The 18,282-nt window shown below is 72.7% G+C and carries 18 protein-coding genes and 1 pseudogene; 8 read left to right on the top strand and 11 right to left on the bottom strand.

The window, feature by feature from the left end; translation table 11 throughout:
* Positions 1 to 7: 7 nt before the first annotated feature.
* The 4 genes from V2W30_RS31575 to V2W30_RS31560 all read right to left on the bottom strand — a co-directional run bounded on the left by V2W30_RS31575 (position 8) and on the right by V2W30_RS31560 (position 4,607).
* Positions 8 to 1,306, bottom strand: coding sequence for an MFS transporter (locus tag V2W30_RS31575; protein ID WP_338701887.1), 1,299 nt, complete (start codon positions 1,304 to 1,306; stop codon positions 8 to 10).
* The gene (locus tag V2W30_RS31570) at positions 1,303 to 2,235 is read right to left on the bottom strand and encodes a TauD/TfdA dioxygenase family protein (RefSeq protein ID WP_338701885.1); all 933 of its coding nucleotides are present in this window, start codon (positions 2,233 to 2,235) and stop codon (positions 1,303 to 1,305) included. The genes V2W30_RS31575 and V2W30_RS31570 overlap by 4 nt, the downstream gene beginning before the upstream one ends.
* 199 nt (positions 2,236 to 2,434) lie before the next feature.
* Positions 2,435 to 2,977 (bottom strand): TetR/AcrR family transcriptional regulator, encoded by a 543-nt coding sequence (locus V2W30_RS31565; RefSeq protein WP_338701883.1) that lies wholly within the window; start codon positions 2,975 to 2,977, stop codon positions 2,435 to 2,437.
* 103 nt (positions 2,978 to 3,080) lie between these two features.
* A complete protein-coding gene (locus tag V2W30_RS31560; RefSeq protein ID WP_338701881.1) occupies positions 3,081 to 4,607 on the bottom strand; it encodes a class I adenylate-forming enzyme family protein in 1,527 nt (508 codons plus the stop codon).
* A 75-nt stretch (positions 4,608 to 4,682) separates the two neighbouring features.
* Between V2W30_RS31560 and V2W30_RS31555 the strand changes: the two genes are divergently transcribed.
* Together V2W30_RS31555 and V2W30_RS31550 are read left to right on the top strand one after the other, a co-directional pair.
* The gene (locus V2W30_RS31555) at positions 4,683 to 5,291 is read left to right on the top strand and encodes a TetR/AcrR family transcriptional regulator (protein WP_338701879.1); all 609 of its coding nucleotides are present in this window, start codon (positions 4,683 to 4,685) and stop codon (positions 5,289 to 5,291) included.
* A 17-nt stretch (positions 5,292 to 5,308) separates the two neighbouring features.
* Entirely contained in the window at positions 5,309 to 6,946 is a 1,638-nt protein-coding gene (locus V2W30_RS31550; RefSeq protein WP_338701878.1) for an acyl-CoA dehydrogenase family protein, read from the top strand.
* Between the two features lie 18 nt (positions 6,947 to 6,964).
* Here V2W30_RS31550 and V2W30_RS31545 read toward each other — a convergent pair whose 3' ends face one another.
* Both V2W30_RS31545 and V2W30_RS31540 read right to left on the bottom strand, forming a co-directional pair.
* On the bottom strand, positions 6,965 to 7,984 hold the full coding sequence (locus tag V2W30_RS31545; protein ID WP_338701876.1) for a DUF389 domain-containing protein: 1,020 nt from the start codon (positions 7,982 to 7,984) through the stop codon (positions 6,965 to 6,967).
* A gap of 43 nt (positions 7,985 to 8,027) precedes the next feature.
* Positions 8,028 to 9,929 carry an alkyl/aryl-sulfatase gene (locus V2W30_RS31540; protein WP_338701874.1) on the bottom strand — a complete coding sequence of 634 codons (1,902 nt, stop codon included), beginning with the start codon at positions 9,927 to 9,929 and terminating at the stop codon, positions 8,028 to 8,030.
* A gap of 177 nt (positions 9,930 to 10,106) precedes the next feature.
* On the opposite strand from V2W30_RS31540, the gene V2W30_RS31535 reads away from it, so the two are divergent.
* The 4 genes and pseudogenes from V2W30_RS31535 (at position 10,107) to V2W30_RS31520 (ending at position 13,327) form a co-directional block, all read left to right on the top strand.
* Positions 10,107 to 10,511, top strand: coding sequence for an SHOCT domain-containing protein (locus tag V2W30_RS31535; protein ID WP_338701872.1), 405 nt, complete (start codon positions 10,107 to 10,109; stop codon positions 10,509 to 10,511).
* Between the two features lie 128 nt (positions 10,512 to 10,639).
* Entirely contained in the window at positions 10,640 to 11,152 is a 513-nt protein-coding gene (locus V2W30_RS31530; RefSeq protein WP_338701871.1) for a DUF6069 family protein, read from the top strand.
* Positions 11,133 to 12,023 carry a YhjD/YihY/BrkB family envelope integrity protein gene (locus tag V2W30_RS31525; RefSeq protein WP_338701869.1) on the top strand — a complete coding sequence of 297 codons (891 nt, stop codon included), beginning with the start codon at positions 11,133 to 11,135 and terminating at the stop codon, positions 12,021 to 12,023. The genes V2W30_RS31530 and V2W30_RS31525 overlap by 20 nt, the downstream gene beginning before the upstream one ends.
* A gap of 216 nt (positions 12,024 to 12,239) precedes the next feature.
* Positions 12,240 to 13,327, top strand: a pseudogene (locus V2W30_RS31520) (hypothetical protein).
* Positions 13,328 to 13,375: 48 nt separating this feature from the next.
* Here the strand turns inward: V2W30_RS31520 and V2W30_RS31515 are convergent.
* Entirely contained in the window at positions 13,376 to 14,230 is an 855-nt protein-coding gene (locus V2W30_RS31515) for an EamA family transporter (RefSeq protein ID WP_338703838.1), read from the bottom strand.
* A 74-nt stretch (positions 14,231 to 14,304) separates the two neighbouring features.
* Here V2W30_RS31515 and V2W30_RS31510 point away from each other — a divergent pair, with 74 nt between their 5' ends.
* A complete protein-coding gene (locus V2W30_RS31510; RefSeq protein ID WP_338701866.1) occupies positions 14,305 to 15,198 on the top strand; it encodes a LysR family transcriptional regulator in 894 nt (297 codons plus the stop codon).
* 11 nt (positions 15,199 to 15,209) lie between these two features.
* Here V2W30_RS31510 and V2W30_RS31505 read toward each other — a convergent pair whose 3' ends face one another.
* Genes V2W30_RS31505 through crcB (V2W30_RS31490) form a run of 4 tightly spaced genes read right to left on the bottom strand, consistent with a single transcriptional unit; the run spans position 15,210 to position 16,767 of the window.
* A complete protein-coding gene (locus tag V2W30_RS31505; protein ID WP_338701864.1) occupies positions 15,210 to 15,497 on the bottom strand; it encodes a DUF190 domain-containing protein in 288 nt (95 codons plus the stop codon).
* Positions 15,498 to 15,542: 45 nt separating this feature from the next.
* Positions 15,543 to 15,917, bottom strand: a complete 375-nt coding sequence (crcB, locus tag V2W30_RS31500; RefSeq protein WP_338701862.1) for a fluoride efflux transporter CrcB — start codon at positions 15,915 to 15,917, stop codon at positions 15,543 to 15,545.
* Positions 15,914 to 16,288 (bottom strand): DUF190 domain-containing protein, encoded by a 375-nt coding sequence (locus V2W30_RS31495; RefSeq protein ID WP_338701860.1) that lies wholly within the window; start codon positions 16,286 to 16,288, stop codon positions 15,914 to 15,916. The genes crcB (V2W30_RS31500) and V2W30_RS31495 overlap by 4 nt, the downstream gene beginning before the upstream one ends.
* On the bottom strand, positions 16,285 to 16,767 hold the full coding sequence (gene crcB, locus V2W30_RS31490) for a fluoride efflux transporter CrcB (RefSeq protein WP_338703837.1): 483 nt from the start codon (positions 16,765 to 16,767) through the stop codon (positions 16,285 to 16,287). Before crcB (V2W30_RS31490) ends, V2W30_RS31495 begins: the two co-directional genes overlap by 4 nt.
* A 197-nt stretch (positions 16,768 to 16,964) precedes the next feature.
* Between crcB (V2W30_RS31490) and V2W30_RS31485 the strand changes: the two genes are divergently transcribed.
* Positions 16,965 to 18,263, top strand: coding sequence for an ArsB/NhaD family transporter (locus tag V2W30_RS31485; RefSeq protein WP_338701858.1), 1,299 nt, complete (start codon positions 16,965 to 16,967; stop codon positions 18,261 to 18,263).
* Positions 18,264 to 18,282 lie beyond the last annotated feature (19 nt).

The following is an 18,282-nucleotide window of genomic DNA, read 5'->3' as shown; positions in this document are numbered from 1 at the left end:
CACCCTGTCAGTTCGCTGGTGCGAGGAGGGCCTTGTCGCGGTCCGGGTCGATCAGCGCGAAGGCGGTGACGGCGCCGATCGCGATGAGGACACCCGAGACCAGCACCGCGTGCCGGTAGCCGGCGTCGCCCTGCGCGTCGACGAGCGCGCCGACCACGGCGGGCGCGAGCAGCCCGGCGGCCGTGACGATGGCGTTCATCAGGCCGAGGGAGCCGCCGCTGCGGGACGGCGGGGCGATCTCGGCGACCGTGGTCGCGGCGATCGTGGCGTACGAGCCGCCGAAGCCGAAGCCGAGCGCGATCAGGACGGTCTGCGCGACGGTGGAGTCGGCGAGCGGGACCGCCAGGCAGCAGACGGCGCCGATCGTGAGCGTCCACGCCCCGACCCGGCCGCGCGCCCGCTTGCTGCTGACGCCACGCCGCATCAGCCGTCCGGTGAGCCCGGCCTGTCCGAACAGGACGGCCGCGCCGACCGCCCAGGGCGCGACGACGACGGTGCCCGCGGTCGCGGCCGAGTAGTCCAGGGCGTTGCGCAGGTAGGACGGGAGCCAGACCAGCATCAGGGCCACGGTCCAGTAGCTGGTGAAGTAGGCGATCGTGGTGCCGATCCAGGTGCGGCTGGCGAAGATCCGGCGGTACGGGACCGTCGGCGCCTCGTCGCCCTCGGCCGCCGCGGCGCCGGTCACCGCCTTGCCGCGCGGGCTGTCGGCGCCGTACAGCGCCCAGAAGCCGGCCCATACGGCACCGATGGCGGCGACCACCCACAGGGCCGCGCGCCAGCCGTGGTGCTGGATCACCCAGGTCAGGCCCGGCGAGGAGATGATCACGCCGAGGGTGATGCCGACCGTGATCAGCGCGCCCGGCAGGTTGCGCCGGTCGTTCGGGAACCAGGACAGGGTGGCCTGCTGGGCGACGGGGAAGGCGGGTCCCTCCGCCGCGCCCAGGAACACGCGGGACGCGACGAGCACCGCGAGCCCGCCGCCGATCGCCGCGGGGACCTGCGCCACGGACCACAGGACGGCCATGACCAGGATCAGGAGCTTGGGCGAGACCCGGTCGGCCAGCATGCCGACGACGATCGCGGCGACGGAGAACAGCAGGAAGAACGCGCTGTTGGCGAGCCCGAACTCGGTCGCGCTCAGATGCAGGTCGGCGCGGATCTCGTCCGCCGCGAGCCCGAGCACGGACTTGTCGGCGAAGTTGATCATCATGAAGACCACGAGCAGCAGGGTCACCGTCCAGGCCCGGCGGTCGCCGCCGCCGGGGACGCCGACTCTGCCCGGCGCCAACGCCGGTGAGGCGGTCACAGCCGGACCCCGGCGATGGCGATGCGCTCCATGACCCGGCGGGCCGGGAAGTAGTCGTTGACCGCGTAGTGCTGGACGGCGATGTTGTCCCAGATGGCGATCGAGTCCGGCTCCCAGCGGAAGCGGATCTGGAACTCGGGGATGCGCGCCTGGAGCACGAGGATGTCGAGCAGTTCGCGGCTCTCCTCGTCGGACAGGCCCTTGATGAAGCGGGTGAAGGGCTCGTTGACGTAGAGCGTCCTGCGGCCGCTGCGCGGGTGGCGGACGACGACGGGGTGCTCGACCTGCGGCCACAGCGCGCGGAAGGCGGCCTTCTGCTCGTCGTTCATGAGCGCGCCCCAGCTGGCCTCCCAGTCGTGGACCGCGCTGAGGTGCTCGATCCGCTCCTTGAGGTCCTCGGGGAGGTTGTCGTACGCGGCGCCCATGTCGGCCCACATCGTGTCGCCGCCCGCGGCCGGGACCTCGACGGCGCGCAGGACGGCGCCGAGCGACGGGTTGGCCATGAAGGAGTGGTCGCTGTGCCAGATGTTCTTGTTGCCGGCGGCCTTGGCGTCCTTGGCCAGGCGCGAGAGTCCGACGGTCTCCGTCTTCGGGAAGAACGGGTTCGGCTCGGGCGGGCCCCAGACCGCCGAGAGGGCGAGGTGGTGCTCGGCACCGAAGCCGTGCTGCCCGCGGAAGAAGATCACCTTCCACTCCAGGAGCGCCTGGCGCAGCTCCTCGGCGAGCTCGTCGGTGATCGGCCGCGTGAGGTCGATGCCGCCGAGGACGGCGCCGAAGTGCGGGGTCAGCGGTGAGACCTCGAACTGCCGGTACGTGACCTGCTGGGCACCCGGCGCGAGACGTTCGAGGACGCGGCTCCCGTAGTGCATCAGGGGCTTGTCCAGAATCGGCTTCGGGTTCTCGACGGGATGGGTCGCGACGTCGTGCATGGGCGGTCCTCCAGGCTGCGAACGCTTATTACGTAACCGCGAGTATCGATATTGGACGGCGCCGGGGCAAGGGGTTCGGGCCGGTGGATTTCAGGAGTGTTTCCGGACCTTCGGCATGCTCGCGCGCGGGCATGCCGAAGCGGCGCACGGGCTCAAATGACCTCGTGCGCAAGGGATGTGACAGTCTGTCAGCGAGGCGTCACGGGGTGGCGGCGACCGCCCGCCCGATCAGCTCCACGACCGAGTCGACCAGCGCCGCGTCGGGCGCCTGCTGCTCGCCCACCATCCGGAAGACGAGCGAGGCGGCCACGAGCGTCGCGGCGGCCGGCACGTCCACGTCGGCCCGGACGTCGCCGCGCGCGATCCCGCGCTCGAGCAGGTGCCGGGTCTCGCTCATCACCCGTGCCGTGTACGCGCGGTACGCGCCGGGCTCCGCGCCCGCCTCGGCGGCGGAGCCGATCACCCCGGCGAGCAGCCGGTCGACGCCGGGCTGCCGGTACGCCTCCATGCGCGCGGTGAGGACCGCCCGCAGTTCGGCCCGGAAGTCGCCCATGTCGGGCACGGTCAGCGGGCCGATCCGGGACTCGGCGGCGGCGAGGACGAGGTCTTGTTTGGTGGGCCAGCGCCGGTACATGGCCGGCTTGCTGACCCCCGCGCGGGCGGCGACGGCGTCCATCGTGAGGGCGCTCATGCCGCTCTCGGCGACCAGTTCCACGACGGCGTCGAGCACGGCCCGGGTCACGTGCTCCTGCCGCGGCCGCCCCGGCCCCTGCGCTCCCGCTGCTGCTCCCCGACCATGCGGCCGACCCTACGCGGGCGCCGGCCCGCCCCGGCCACCGGCCCGCTCACCCACCGGCCAGCTCGTCCCGCAGCACATGCTTGGTGATCTTTCCGGAGGGCGTACGGGGCAACTCCCGCCGCAGCACCAGTTCGCGCGGGATCTTGTAGCGGGCGATCCGCGTCTCCAGCCACGCGCGCACCCCGGCGAGGTCCGGCTCGACGCCCTGGCGCGGCACGACGAAGGCCACGACGGTCTCGCCCCACTGCGGGTGCGGGCGGCCGACGACCGCGACGTCGAGGACGTCCGGGTGTGCGCGCAGGGCGCCCTCGACCTCCTGCGACGCGACGTTCTCGCCACCGGTGATGATCACGTCCTTCATCCGGTCCACCAGGGTGACGAAGCCGTCCTCGTCGACCCGGCCCAGGTCGCCGCTGCGGTACCAGTCCCCCGCGAACACCTCGGCGGTGGCTGCCTCGTCGTCGAGGTAGCCGACCATCCGGGTGTCCGAGCGCAGCCAGATCTCGCCGGTCTCCCCCGGTGCCGCGTCGCCGCCGTCCGGCCGGACGACCCGCAGGTCGACGCCCGGCATGCCGCCGCGCCCGATCGCCCCGGCCTTCTCGACCTGCTCGGCGGGCGAGAGCGTCGCGCCGACCGGGCCCGTCTCGCTCATCCCGTACACCTGGTGGAAGTCGTCCGAGCCGTAGGCCTTCATCAGGCGGCGGGCGGTGTCGGCGTCTAGGGGCCCGGCCCCGTAGATCCAGGAGCGTACGGACGACAGGTCGAAGTCGGCGAAGTCCGGCACCGCCTGGACGGGGGCGATGAGGGCGACGGGCGCGCCGAACACGGCGGTGACGCGCTCCCGCTGAACGGTCTCCAGCATCCGCCGCGGCTCGTACTCGCGCTGGAGGACGACCGTGCCGCCGAGCAGCAGGGTGCCGAGCGTCCAGTTGTTGAGCGGGGAGGCGTGCCAGATCGGCATGCAGATCAGGAAGCGTTCGTCGCGGCGCAGCGGCACCGCGGTCGCGGTGTAGGTGGCGGTGAGCGCGATCCCGCGATGGGTGTGCACGCAGCCCTTGGGCCGGCCGGAGGTGCCCGAGGTGTAGAGGATCTGCGCGATGCCGGTGTCGTCCGGGCTCTCCGGCGCGATCGCCGGGTCCGCGGCCGCCACCAGGGACTCGAAGGAGTCGGCGGGCCGGGTCGCCGGATCGGCGTCGGGGTGGCTGACCAGCCAGCGCGTGTCCGTGCCCGCGGCTGTCGCCCGCGCGCCGATCTCCGCGTCGACGAGCGCCAGCCGGGCTCCGCAGTGCCGCAGTTGGTGCTCCACCTCGGCGGTGGCCAGCTTGTGGTTGACCGGCACCAGGGTGGCGCCCGTGTACCAGGCGCCGAACGCCGCGAGCAGGAACGCCGGGGTGTTGTACGTCATCACGGCGAGCCGGTCGCCGGGTCCCAGGCCCGCCTCCCCGAGCACGGTCGCGGCGCGCCGGGCCGCCGCGGCGAACTCCGCGTAGGTCCAGCGCTGTTCACCGTAGACCACGGCTTCCTTGGGACCGGCCGAGCGAACCGCGTTGTCCAGCAGGGCACTGAGGTGCATCACGTTCTCCTGACGAGCCGGGCCGGGTGTGCGCCGACCGTGGCGGGAAACTCTGAATGATGGTTCACTTCTTTCATGGCCTACCGCAAGACCCCCGCCGAAATTCGTCGGCTCGAAGCCGCCCGGGACCACCTCGTGGCGTGCGCCACCGCCGTCGTCGCCGAAGTGGGCTGGTCCCAGGCGTCCGTGACCGCCGTGGCGGACGCGGCGGGGATGGCGGCCGGTTCGGTGTACCAGCACTTCCCGTCCAAGGCCGCGCTCGCCGTCGAGGTGTTCCGGCGGGCCGCGGGCCGCGAGGTGGAGGTGCTCGGCGAGGTGCTGCACGGCCCGGGAGAACCGGTCGACCGGCTGGCGCGCGGCGTCGAGGTGTTCGCCCGCCGCGCCCTGGAGAACCGGGGCCTCGCCTACGCGCTGCTCGCCGCCCCCGCCGACCCCCGGGTCGGCGCCGAGCGGCTCGACTTCCGGCGCCGCTACCACGCCCTGTTCGCCGAGGTGGTGCACGAGGGCATCGCGGCGGGCCTGCTGCCGAAGCAGAACGGTGAGATCACCGCGGCCGCGCTCACCGGCGCGATCGGCGAGGTGCTCGTCGACCCGCTCGGCACGCACGACGAGGCAGCCACCGGCGAGCTCCTCGCCGAACTCACCGCCATGGCCCTGCGCTGCGCGGGCGCACCGGCCGCATGACTACTGACGGAGGCACCATGTACGCGAACCCCTCGGTGACCCACGAAGTGACCAACCAGGCACCGCCGTTGACGGGTCACGACGTCGCGGACGACGCCGTGCTCCTGGAGGGCGTGCGCCGTGAGGGCGCCGACTGGCACCTGGACGAGCTGCACCGCTTCGGCAGGTACGCCGGCAGCGAGGAGGCCCGCGCGTGGGCCGACCAGGCCAACCGCCACGAGCCCGAACTGCGCACGCACGACCGGTACGGCAACCGCGTCGACGAGGTCGACTTCCACCCCGCGTACCACTCGCTGATGAGCGCCACGGTGGCCGCGGGCGCCGCCGGTTCCGCGTGGGCCGACGACCGGCCGGGTGCCCACGTGGCCCGCGCCGCCACGTTCATGGTGGCCACCATGGTCGAGCAGGGGCACATGTGCCCGGTCTCCATGACGTACGCCGTCGTGCCCGCACTGCGCCGCGCGCCCGAGCTCGCGAAGACGTACGAGCCGCTCCTGACCAGTCGCGTCTACGAGCCCGGCCTGCGCACCCCGACCACGAAGGGCGGGCTGCTCGCGGGGATGGGCATGACGGAGAAGCAGGGCGGCACCGACGTACGCGCCAACACCACCTCGGCCGTCGAACAGACCGACGGCACCTGGCGGTTGCGCGGCCACAAGTGGTTCACCAGCGCCCCGATGAACGACCTGTTCCTGGTCCTCGCGCAGGCCCCCGGCGGACTCTCCTGCTTCCTGGTGCCGCGTGTCCTGCCCGACGGGACGCGCAACACGTTCCGTATCCAGCGCCTCAAGGACAAGCTCGGCAACCGCTCGAACGCCTCCAGCGAGCCCGAGTTCGACGACACCGTCGCCTGGCTCGTGGGCGACGAGGGCAAGGGCGTCCGCACCATCATCGACATGGTGACCATGACCCGGCTCGACTGCGTGCTCGGGTCGGCCGCGCACGTGCGCGAGTCGCTGGCCCAGGCGGCCCACCACACCCGCCACCGGGCGGTGTTCGGCGCCAAGTTGATCGACCAGCCGCTGATGCGCAACGTCCTGGCCGACCTCGCCCTGGAGTCGGAGGCCGCGACGACCCTCGCGCTGCGGCTCGCCGGTGCCGCGGACCGGGCCCACCGCGGCGACGACGGGGAGCGCGCCTTCCTGCGCCTCGCCACCGCCGTCGGCAAGTACTGGGTGTGCAAGCGGCAACCCGCGGCCGTCGCCGAAGCGCTGGAATGCCTCGGCGGCAACGGATATGACGAGGCGTCAGGCATGCCGCGGCTCTACCGCGAGGCCCCGCTGAACGGCATCTGGGAGGGCTCGGGAAACGTCAACGCCCTCGACATGCTGCGCGCGCTGGCCCGCGAACCCGAGTCGCTCCACGCCTTCCGTACGGAGATCGAGGCGGCGGCGGGGGCCGACGCGCGGCTCGACACCGCCTGGCGCGAACTCCAGGGCGAGCTCGTGCTCACCGAGGACGCGCCGCTGCGCGCCCGCCGCGTCATCGAGCGCGCGGCCCTCGTGCTCCAGGGCTCGCTCCTCGTACGGCACGCGCCCGCGGCCGTCGCCGACGCGTTCTGCGCGTCGCGGCTCGCCGGTGACCAGGGGCTCGCCTTCGGGACGCTGCCGCCCGGCACCGACTTCGCGGCGCTGCTCGGGCGGCTGCCCGCCTGAGGGCCCGCCCCCGGCGGGTCAGCTGACCGACGACTTCTTCACCGTGCAGGTGTCCGTGTCCGCGGGGCACCAGTGCGTACGGCCGCCGACGAGGTGGAGTTCGAGGTCGGCGTCGCTCATGCCGGCCCGGTCGAGGGCGGCGCGCAGCGCGGTCGGGGCGGGCTGGGGCGGCAGGCCGAGGACGCCGATGACGACGACGCCGTTGCGGGCCTCGACCGAGGCGATCTGCCACTTGCCGGTCGACGCCCACTTCTCGGCGACGGGACGGGCGTCGGCGGCGAGCGTCCGGTCGCGGGCGACGGTCATGGTGCCGGCGGTGAGCGGGACGGCGATGAGCAGCACGACCGCCGCCACGGCGACGAGCGTGCGCCCGTGGAACCGCCCCACCGCGTAACCGGACTCCTCGGCCGCGCCCCGGACCCCGTAGAACAGGAAGACGATGGTTCCGGTGGCGACGATGGCGGCCACGTTCGTCGCGAAGAGCAGCGCCGACTCGCTCGCGTCGTGGTAGCGGCCGACGGTGAGCAGCAGTCCCGTGACCGCGAGCGGCGGCACCAGCGAGATGGCGATCGCGACGCCGGGCAGCGTGTCGGAGATGTCGGCGCGGACCAGGGCGAACGCGCCGACCGTCCCCGTGGCCAGCGCGGCGAGCAGGTCGATGAGGCGCGGGCTGATCCGGGACGACACCTGGCTGTTGGAGGCGAAGGCGTCCGGCGGGGCGAGCAGCCAGCCGAGCAGCATGCCGATCGCCACCACCGCGAGCGCGCCTCCGAGGACGAGCAGCACGCAGCGCACGACCTGCGAACGGTCCGCGAGGACCAGGGCGAGCGCGCTGCCGAGGATCGGCGTCATGAGCGGCGCGACGATCATCGCGCCGATCACGGTCGCGGTCGAGTCGCCGATCACGCCGGCGCCCGCGATCACCGCGGCCAGCACGAGCAGCACCCAGAACCGGGTGGAGCTGGGGCTGCGCGGCGCGCGCTCGATGAAGAGCGTGTCCGTCATCCGGCGGACGGCGACCGCGTCGACCGTGGGCATCCGGTTCCCCTCTCTCCGGTCTCTCAGCTCTCTCAGCTCTCTCTCAGGGCGTGACGATGGCGAAGTCGGGGTCGGGCGCGTCGAGGTGGCCGAGGAGTTCGATGAGTCTGCCCAGGTCGCCCGTGACGGTGGCGGCCCCGCGCGAGGGCAGGTCGGCCGGGGCCATGGTGCCGAGGAGCACGGCGCGCAGCACCCGTTCGTCGAGGGTGATCTCCACGTCGGGCGCGACACCGGCCGAGCCGCGTCCGGCGACATGGGTCAGGACGCCGTTGCGCAGCCACATCGTGACGGCGTCGCCGGAGGTCAGGTTCCAGCGCACGGTGATGTCCGCGTCCCAGCTCGCCGGGCCGTCGACCCGGACCGCCAGGGAGTCGAGGAGCTGGTCGAGGGTGAGCGCGCCGATGACGTCGCGCGACGCGGCGTTCGTCGGCGTACCGACGTTGCCGTGGCGCAGTTCGAGGGCGCCCATCAGGAAGAAGTTGCGCCAGGTGCCGTTCTCGCTGCCGTAGCCGAGCTGTTCCAGGGCGTCGGCCTGGAGGGCGCGGGCGTCGGCGTTGTCCGGGTCGGCGAACACGACGTGGTTGACGACCGTCGCCACCCAGCGGAAGTCGCCCTCGTCGTACGAGGTGCGGGCGCGGCGCAGCACCTCGTCGGCACCGCCCATGAAGGCGACGTAGCGCCGGGCTGCCTCGACCGGCGGGTGTTCCCACAGATGGGCGGGGTTGCCGTCGAACCAGCCGAGGTAGCGCTGGTAGACCGCCTTGGTGTTGTGGCTGACCGAGCCGTAGTAGCCGTGCGTGTGCCAGGCCCGCCGCAGGGCCGGCGGCAGCTCCACCTGCTCGGCGATCTCCAGCATGGTCAGGCCCTGGTTCATCAGGCGCAGCGTCTGGTCGTGCACGTACGCGTACAGGTCGCGCTGCTCGGACAGGAAGGTCTCGACGCGGGCGCGGCCCCACTGCGGCCAGTGGTGCGAGGCGAAGGCGACCTCGGTGTCGTCGATGAACAGGTCGATGGCCTGGGTGAGATAGCGGGACCACTCGTGCGGGTCACGCACCTCGGCGCCGCGCAGGGTCAGCAGGTTGTGCAGCGTGTGGGTGGCGTTCTCGGCCATGCACAGGGCGCGGTGGTCGGGGAAGTGGATGTTCAGCTCGGCCGGCGCCTCGGTGCCCGGGGTCAGCTGGAACACCATGCGGATGCCGTCGACGGTGGCTTCCTGGCTGGTGTGGCCGATCTCCACGGTCGGCGCGATCAGGCTGACCTCGCCGGTCGACAGGGTCTGGCCGAGGCCCGCGCCGATCTGCCCGCGTTCTCCCCGGGGCAGCGCGGCGCCGTACATGTAGGCGGCCCGTCGGCTCATGGCCGTACCCGCGAGGACGTTCTCGCTGACGGCGTGCTCCAGGAAGCCGCGCGGCGCGTAGACGGGGAGGCCCCCGTCGACCTCCTCCTGGGTCACCACGCCCTTGACGCCGCCGAAGTGGTCGGCGTGGGAGTGGGTGTAGAGGACGCCCGTGACGGCGCGGTCGCCGCGGTGGCGGCGGTAGAGGGCGAGCGCGGCGGCCGCGTTCTCCACGCCGAGCAGCGGGTCGATGACGAAGACGCCGGTGTCGCCCTCGACGAACGTCACGTTCGACAGGTCGAAGCCGCGGACCTGGTAGATGCCCTCGACCACCTCGAACAGGCCGTGCTCGGCGCAGAGCCTGCTCTGCCGCCACAGGCTGGGGTTGGCGGTGTCCGGGCAGCCCTTGTCGAGGAAGCCGTACGCGCCGAGGTCCCAGACCACCCGGCCCTCGGCGTCGCGGATCCGCGGGTCGTCGGCGGTGCCGAGGAAGCCGCGCCGGGCGTCGTCCATGTCCCGGGTGTCGTCGAACGGGTACTGCCGCAGCACCGCCTCGTTCGCCGCGACGATGCGTGAGCCGGCCGGATTCGACTGGATGTCCTCTGTCATGGAACTCCCCTTACGGCGATAGGCGTTGACGCCGGACACAGCGTCACCCCCGCCTGGAGAGGCCGCCATTCGACTGGGCCAGAAGAACCAATTCCCCGAAATGCGGGATCGGATGAGGGGGGAGATACTGCTCAGCATCCGACGGAAACTCCGCGAAACCCGGAAAGAGGAATCACCATGGACGACTATCCCCTTCTCGACCTCTTTCTGACCATGCTGTTCTTCTTCCTCTGGATCATGTGGTTCTTCCTCCTCTTCAGGGTCATCATGGACATCTTCCGTGACGACGACCTCAGCGGATGGGGCAAGGCCGGCTGGATGATCTTCTGCCTCGTCCTCCCCTTCATCGGCGTGCTCGTCTATGTCATCGCCCGCGGGAAGGGAATGGGGCAGCGCGACATCCAGCGTTCCCAGCAGGCCGAGGCGGCCTTCCAGGAATACGTGAGGAAGGCGGCGGCACAGAACCCGTCCGGTACCGGCGGCACGGACGAGTTGGCGCGGCTCGCCGAACTCCACAAGTCGGGCTCGCTCACCGACGAGGAATTCGCGCAGGCCAAGGCGAAGTTCCTCGCCTCCACCTGAGAGCTCTGTCTGAGAGCTCTGTCTGAGAGCTCGGCCGGAGAGATCCGCCTGAGAGATCCGCCTGAGAGTCCGACGCCCGATCGTCCGGTACCTGACCGTACGGAATCCGACACCGGAGGAAAGCTCCCGTGGAATCACCGAACACGCCGTACGGCAGGTCGGGTACTCCCTACAGCCCGCCGCCGCCACGGGCCCCGGAGTACCCGCCCGAGCCGCCCGCGGAACCCCGCGTCGACGCCGGAAGGCTGTGGGCGGGCGGCGTGATGACGGCGGTGGTCGCGGCGCTGACCGCGGTCGTCGCCCTCCTCCTGGTCCGCGGGGTGCTCGGCATCCCGGTGTTCGCGCCGGAGGGCGACGGCGTGATGGGCGACGCGACCACGGGCACCCTGGCGGTGGGGTCCGCGGTCGCCGCGCTCGCCGCGACGGGCCTGCTGCATCTGCTGATCGTGGCGACGCCGCGGCCCGAGCGGTTCTTCTCGTGGATCGTCGGCCTCGCCACGGCGATCCTGGTGCTGCTCCCCTTCACCACGGGAGCCTCCCTGGCCGCGAAGTTCGGCACGGCGGCCGTGTACCTGCTCATCGGCGTCGCGATCGGTTCGCTGCTCTCGTCGGTCGCGCGCAGTGCGGTCCGGCGCGGCTGACCGCGTCGCGGCGTGGCGGCTGCGGCTGCTGCGTATGCGGGTCGTCGCCGAGCGGCGCTTCCCCGTCATCACCGAGCTGATCGAGCGGCTGATCTCCGGTCGGCTGCTCGACTCGGCGACGCGTCTGGCCGCGCAGGCGTTCCTCGCGTCGATCCCGCTGCTCTTCGCCGTGGCCGCGTTCGCACCGCAGAGCGTGCGCCTCCAGCTCCAGGACTCACTGCGGGTGATGTTCGGCCTCACCGGCCGGACCCGCGGCGAGTTCCAGCAGGTCCTCGATCCGTCCGGCGACGGATCCCTGCGCGAGACGACCGGTGTCATCGGCCTGCTGGTGGCGCTGGGCTCCGCGACGAGTTTCAGCCGGGCGATGGCGCGTGTCTGCGAGGCGGCGTGGAAGCTGCCGAAGGCGGGGACCCGGATCGCCGCCTGGCGCTGGGTGATCTGGCTCATCGCCCTGGTCCTCGTGGTCTTCCTCCAGGCCCCCATCCGCGACGGCTTCGGCGCGGGCGCCTTCCTGGGCATGCCTCTCTACTTCCTGCTGAGCACCGGCGTCTGGCTGTGGACCCAGCGCCTGCTCCTCGCGGGCCGGATCGCCTGGCTCCCGCTGCTGCCCGGCGCGGTCCTCGCGGGGGCCGCGACGACCGTCCTCGCGATCGCGTCCGGGATCTACCTGCCCCTCGCGTTCAACCGGGCGCTGAGCGAGTACGGCTCGCTGGGCCTGGTCCTGGCCATGCTGTCCTGGCTGATCCTGCTCTGCGCGGCGATCACCTTCGCGGTGACGATCGGCGCGGTCCTCGCGCAGGAGCCGCCGCTCGACCGGTACCTGAGCCGGAAGCCCCCCGAGCAGGACCGCGTGCCGGTCGGCTCCGCCTGAGGACCCGCCGAGGACCCACCGAGGACCCGCGGAGGACCCGCTGGAGACCCACCCCTGACGCCCGTACGGACCCCAGGCGGAACCGTACGGGTATGCGATCATGCGCCGGTGGTGGCGGCCGCCCTGGGGAGGGGCGAACGCCGTCGCGGCGCAGAACAGCACAGGACGGCACGGCAGGACAGCACACGCGCGCAGCGGGAACAGGGGAAGTCGATCGTGAACTCGGGTGGGGACCAGGGTGGTTCGTCCGTCTCGGACGAGGAGTGGGAGCGATTCGTCCGGGAGTCGGAGGAAGGCGTGCGGGACGCGCCCAAGGAGCCGTCGGCGCGCGCCCGCATGGTGACGCGGCGGCTGCGGGAGGAGGACGCGGCGCCGGAGCCGTGGCGTGCCCACCGGCCGCCGCGCGAGCGGCACACGGTCCGGTACGCGGTCGGTGTCCTCGCCGCGCTCGCCCTCGTGTTCGTCGCGCTCGACCCGGGCCGGGTGACCGGCTGGTTCGGGGGCGGCGACGGAGCGGACGCGCCGCCCCTCGCCGCGGAGACGGTACGCCCGAGCGGGGCGCCGCCCACGGGGACGCCCCACAGCCCACCCTGGACGAGCCGTTCCGCGGTTCGCCCGCCGCGCGCTGGGCCGACGGCACCGCCGGGATCACCGTGCCCGCCGCGCGGGCCACGGGCTGGATGACGCGGGCGCAGGTCGCGCGGGCGCTGGAGCGCAGCCGGGACTTCCTCGCCGCGTCCAGCCTCGACCGGGCGGTGCTGAGCGGCGAGCGGCCCACCGAGGCCATCGCGTACCTCAACCCGCGCCAGCCGGACCTGCGCAGGTTCCTGTCGGCGTCGCTCAGCGCGCCGAACAGGACCGACAACCCGCTGATGCTGTTCAGCCGCTTCGACGGGGACAAGGTCAGGCTCGTCGGCGACGTGATCAAGACCCGCGGCCGGATCACGTACGGCGAGGGCAAGAACGGCGCGCTGAAGGTGACGACCGACGTGACGTACGTGTACCCGGTCACGCCCGCGTCGGGCGGCGACGAGGTCGTGCGCGTCATCGTGCGGCGCGAGGTGGTCCTGAGCTGGGACGACCCGGCGAAGATCGAGACCCGGCGGGGCACGGCCTCGCTCCGGTCGTACAAGGTCGACTCCGCCAACGGCGGCTGCGGCACGTCCACCGGCTTCTTCACCCCGGAGTTCACCCCACAGAATGCGCCGGGCGACGGGCCGACCGTCGACCCGTACGACCGCAGTACGTCGATGGACGAGCGGATGACCGACGGCGCGAAGTGCGGTACGGCGACGCGCTCCTGAAGCACCGTCATCCGTCATCCGTCATCCGTCACCCGTCACCGCAGGACGTCATGATCCGCGTACGGCGACGGCGTTGGCGCTGACGATCACCGCGACGGCCGCCCAGGACGCGGTGTCGAGGCGCTGGCCGAGGACGAGCATGCCGATCACGGCGGCGCAGACCGGGTTGACGCTCATGAAGACGCCGAAGAACCGCGCGGGCACCCGGCGCAGCGCCAGCAGGTCCGCCAGGAACGGCACCGCGGACGACAGCACCCCCGCGGTCAGCGCGCACAGCACGGCGGCGGCGGTCGGCCGGTGCACGGCCAGGACCGCGACACCGACGGGCAGGTAGAGCAGCCCCGAGACGCCGGCCGCCGTGGCGGACCCTTCGAGGCCCGGCAGGCGCGCGCCGACCGTGCGGTTGAGCAGGATGTACGCGGCCCAGCAGCAGGCGGCGACCACGGCGAGGCCGATGCCCGTGTAGTCCGTGCTGGGCCGCGGCCTGGTCAGCACCACGACGGCGCTCGCGGCCGCGAGGGCGCAGACCAGGTCGGCGCGGCGCCGCGACCCGGCGAGGGCGACGGCGAGCGGGCCGAGGAACTCCAGGGTGACCGCGAGGCCGAGGCCGATCCGGTCGATGGCCGTGTAGAGGGTCAGGTTCATCGTGGCGAACACGGTGGCCAGGGCGAGCACGAGACGCCACTGCGCCGCGGTGAAGGCACGCAGTCGTGGCCGCCCGACGCTCAACAGGACGGCGGCCGCGACCCATTGGCGGACCGCGACCACGCCCACGGGCCCGAGCACCGGGAAGGCGAGAGCGGCCACGGACGCGCCCGTCTGGGTGGAGAGCCCGCTCCCCAGCATCAGCGCGACCCCCGTGGTCGTGTCGGTCCGTCCGCGCGCCTGTATCCGTATCCCCATCGCCATGGGGCGACCTTCGGCCCACGCGACGGATACGCAAAATGCATGGGCCGCTCCCTCTATACGCTGGACGCATGCGACGATCCACGGAGCCCGAGCTGGAGCTGCGGCAGTTGCGCTGCCTCGTCACGATCGTCGACTCGGGGAGCTTCACCGACGCCGCGATCGACCTCGGCATCTCGCAGGCCGCGGTCTCACGCACCCTGCTCGGGCTCGAACGGGTCCTCGGGGTGCGGCTGTTGCACCGTACGAGCCGGTCCGTCTCCCCCACCACGGCGGGCGTGCAGGTCATCCAGCGGGCCCGGCATCTGCTCGCCGAGGCCGACGCGCTCGTCCGTGCGGCGACGACCGGGCACACGCGGCTGCGGATCGGGCACGCCTGGGGTTCGCTGGGCCGCCACACGGCGGAGTTCCAGCGCGTGTGGCGCGAGCGGTACCCGGGGGTCGAGCTGCTCCTCGTGCGCCACAACAGCCCAACCGCGGGCCTCGCGGAGGGCATCTGCGACCTGGCCGTCGTGCGCACGTCGGCGGTGGATCCGCGCCGCTACGGCCATGCCGTCGTGGGCCGGGAGCGGCGTTACGTGGCGCTGGCCGCCGACGACCCGTGGGCGCGGCGGCGCAGTGTGCCGCTCGCCGAGATCCGCGAGCGCGTCCTCGCCGTGGACCGCCGCACCGGCACGACGACGGTCGACCTGTGGCCGTCCGGGGAGCGGCCCGCGGTGGAGTACACGGCCGACGTCGACGACTGGCTGGACGCGATCGGCACGGGCCGCTGCGTCGGGGTCACCCCGCACGCCACGGTCACCCAGTACCGCCGCCAGGGCATCGTCTACCGCCCTGTCCGCGACGCGGCGCCGGTGCGGGTCCAGGCGCTGTGGAACCACCACGATCCGCATCCGCGGACGCACGCGGCGGTGGCGCTGCTCGGCGAGGTGTACGGGGTGACGGACCCGCCCGAGGGCACCTGAGGCCGTCGGGCTCAGGGCCCCCGGGTGCGGTCGACGACCTCGACCCGGTCCAGGACCGCGTACCCCGCCGCCGCCGTGAGGACGTCGTCGAGCCCCGCGAGGAAGGACCGTACGCGGCTGTCCTCGTCGACGACGGTCACCGCGCACGCCGAGGAGCGCAGGGCGTGCAGGACCGTGGCGCCGGCGAGGCCCGTGCGGTGGGCGCGGTGCACGATCTCCGCGTACGCCGGCCGGTGGTGCCACAGGGCCGCGGCCGGGAGGTGGACGGTGAGGCGGGTGGCGGCGCGGGAGGGGCGCATGCCCGTTGTCGTAGTCCTCTCGCGGGCCGGCGGCAAGCCCCGCCGTCAGGCCCAGAACGCCTCGGCGAGCGTCGCGCCGAGGAAGGCCGCGCCGAGGCCCGCGGCGATGCTGCCCAGGACGTTGGCCGCCGCGTAGAAGCGAGCCCCGTCCTCGGTCAGCCGCAGCGTCTCGTACGAGAACGTGGAGTACGTCGTCAGGGCCCCGCACAGGCCCGTGCCGAGAAGCAGTTGGACGTGCGACGACGCGGCGCCCGCGGCCACCGCGCCGGTGACCAGGCCGAGGATCAAGGAGCCCGCGACGTTCACGGCGAACGTGCCCCAGGGGAACACCGTGTCGTGCCGCGACTGGACGGTGCGGTCGGTGAGGTAGCGCAGCGGCGCGCCGACCATGGCGCCCGCGATCACCAGGAGCCAGTTCACGCCGGGTCCTCTCCGTCGGCCGGGTCGGCGTCGCGGCCCACGTACCGGATGACCTCGCACTCGTCGAGGATGACGAGGCCCTCGGCGACGAGTTCGTCGAGCTGCGGCAGGAACGCGCGGACCCGGTCCTCGGTGTCGACGACGACGATCGCCACCGGCAGGTCCTCGCTGAGCGAGAGGAGCCTGCTGGTGTGGACGAGGGAGGAGGCGCCGAAGCCCTCGATGCCGCGGAAGACGGACGCCCCGGCGAGCCCCGCCGCGTGCGCGCGGCGCACGATCTCGGCGTACAGGGGCTTGTGGTGCCAGGTGTCGTTCTCCCCGATGAAGACCGTGACGCGCAGGGCGGATCCGGTCAGCCGTCGACTCGTCATCGCTGCCTCCGTGAGATGACGCGGCGGGTGAGACGCGCCGCGGTCCATACCGCCACCAGGGCGGCGCACGCGGTCAGGGCGAGATAGCCGAGCGCGGTGCGCGGGTGGCCGCCGTCGACGAGCTGCCGGATGTCGACGGCGTACGTGGAGAAGGTGGTGAAGCCGCCGAGGACGCCGGTGCCGAAGAACGGGCGGACGAGGCGGTGGGCCGCCCACACGTCGGTGATGACGACCATGAAGACACCGATGACCGCGCAGCCGACCGCGTTCACGGCGAGCGTCGTCCAGGGGAAGGCGCCGGCCGCGGTGGGCCACAGGAGCGACGCCCCGTACCGGGCGGCCGCGCCGGTCCCGCCGCCGAGCGCGACCACCGCGACGACCGGGCCCTGGCCGCGCCACTGCTCCCGGCGCCGCGCGCGCGGTGCGGCGGAGCGCTCGATGCCGGTGTCGGCGTCCGGTTCGACGGGGTCCTCGATCATGGGCTGACGGGCCTTTTCCACGGGTACGTTCTCCTGCTCAGCGCGCCGGGAAGCCTATCCCGGCCCGGTCCGCCCTACCCGCCGAGCCTCGCGTCAAGGACGTGTAAGGTTCCCGGCGGTGTGCCGGGAAGTCTGGTCGGCGAGTGATGACGGGTGGGCGAAACCGCCGCTCGTGGCCGACCCTCGATCGGAGCACCGTGAGCGACTGGCACAGCTGGGCGGCGGTCGCCGTCTTCGTCGGCGCGTACGCCCTCATCATCAGCGAGAAGGTCCACCGGGTGGCCGCCGCGCTCGGCGGCGCGGGCCTGATGCTCGCCCTCGGCGCCACGGACGACAAGGCCGCTTTCTACTCGACCGGCTCCGGCATCGACTGGAACGTCGTCTTCCTGCTCATGGGCATGATGATGATCGTCGGCGTGCTCAAGAAGACCGGCATGTTCGAGTACCTCGCGATCTGGGCCGTGAAGCGGGCCCGCGCACGGCCGTTCCGCGTGATGGTGATGCTCGTCGTCCTCACCGCCGTGGCCTCGGCGCTGCTCGACAACGTCACCACCGTGCTGCTCGTCGCCCCCGTCACGCTCCTGGTCTGCGAGCGGCTCGCGCTGCCCGCCGCGCCGTTCCTGATCGCCGAGGTCTTCGCCGCCAACATCGGTGGCATCGCCACCCTCGTCGGCGATCCCCCGAACATCATCATCGCCAGCCGCGCGGGCCTGACCTTCAACGACTTCCTGGTGCATCTCGCGCCGCTGGCCGTGGTCCTGACGGTCGTCCTCGTGCTGCTGTGCCGGGTCATGTTCCGCGCGTCGTTCGTGTACGACGAGGAGCGCGCCGCCGAGGTGATGGCCCTGGAGGAGCGCGAGGCCATCAAGGATCCGCGCCTCCTCGTACAGGGCCTGGTCGTGCTCGTCCTGGTGGTGGCCGGTTTCGTGCTGCACCCGGTGCTGCACTACGAGCCCAGCGTCGTGGCGCTGCTGGGCTCCGGTCTCCTGGTGGCCGTGTCGAGCGTGGAGACGGGCGAGGTGCTCGGCGAGGTCGAGTGGCCCACGCTCGCGTTCTTCGCCGGCCTCTTCGTGATGATCGGCGGCCTCATCGAGACCGGGGTCGTCGCCGAGGTCTCGCAGGGCCTCGCGCAGTTGATCGGCGGCAGCGAACTCGGCGGTTCCATGGTCCTGTTGGGCGGCAGCGCCGTGCTGTCCGGCATCGTCGACAACATCCCGTACGTGGCGACGATGGCCCCGATCACCGCCGACCTCGTCCAGGACATGGGCGGTTCGGCCGACCGCGTGCTGTGGTGGGCGCTCGCGCTCGGCGCCGACCTCGGCGGCAACGCCACGGCGATCGGCGCGAGCGCCAACGTCGTCGTCCTCGGCATCGCCGAGCGGGGCCGGCAGCCCATCTCCTTCTGGCAGTTCACCAAGTACGGACTCGTGGTCACCGCCGTGACGGTCGCGGTGTCGGCGGCGTACGTGTGGCTGCGGTACTTCGCGCTCGCCTGACCCGCGCCCCGCGCCGAGG

This window comes from Streptomyces sp. Q6 (assembly GCF_036967205.1).
Lineage (GTDB): Bacteria > Actinomycetota > Actinomycetes > Streptomycetales > Streptomycetaceae > Streptomyces > Streptomyces citrinus.
This window is presented reverse-complemented; position numbering and strand designations above follow the sequence as displayed.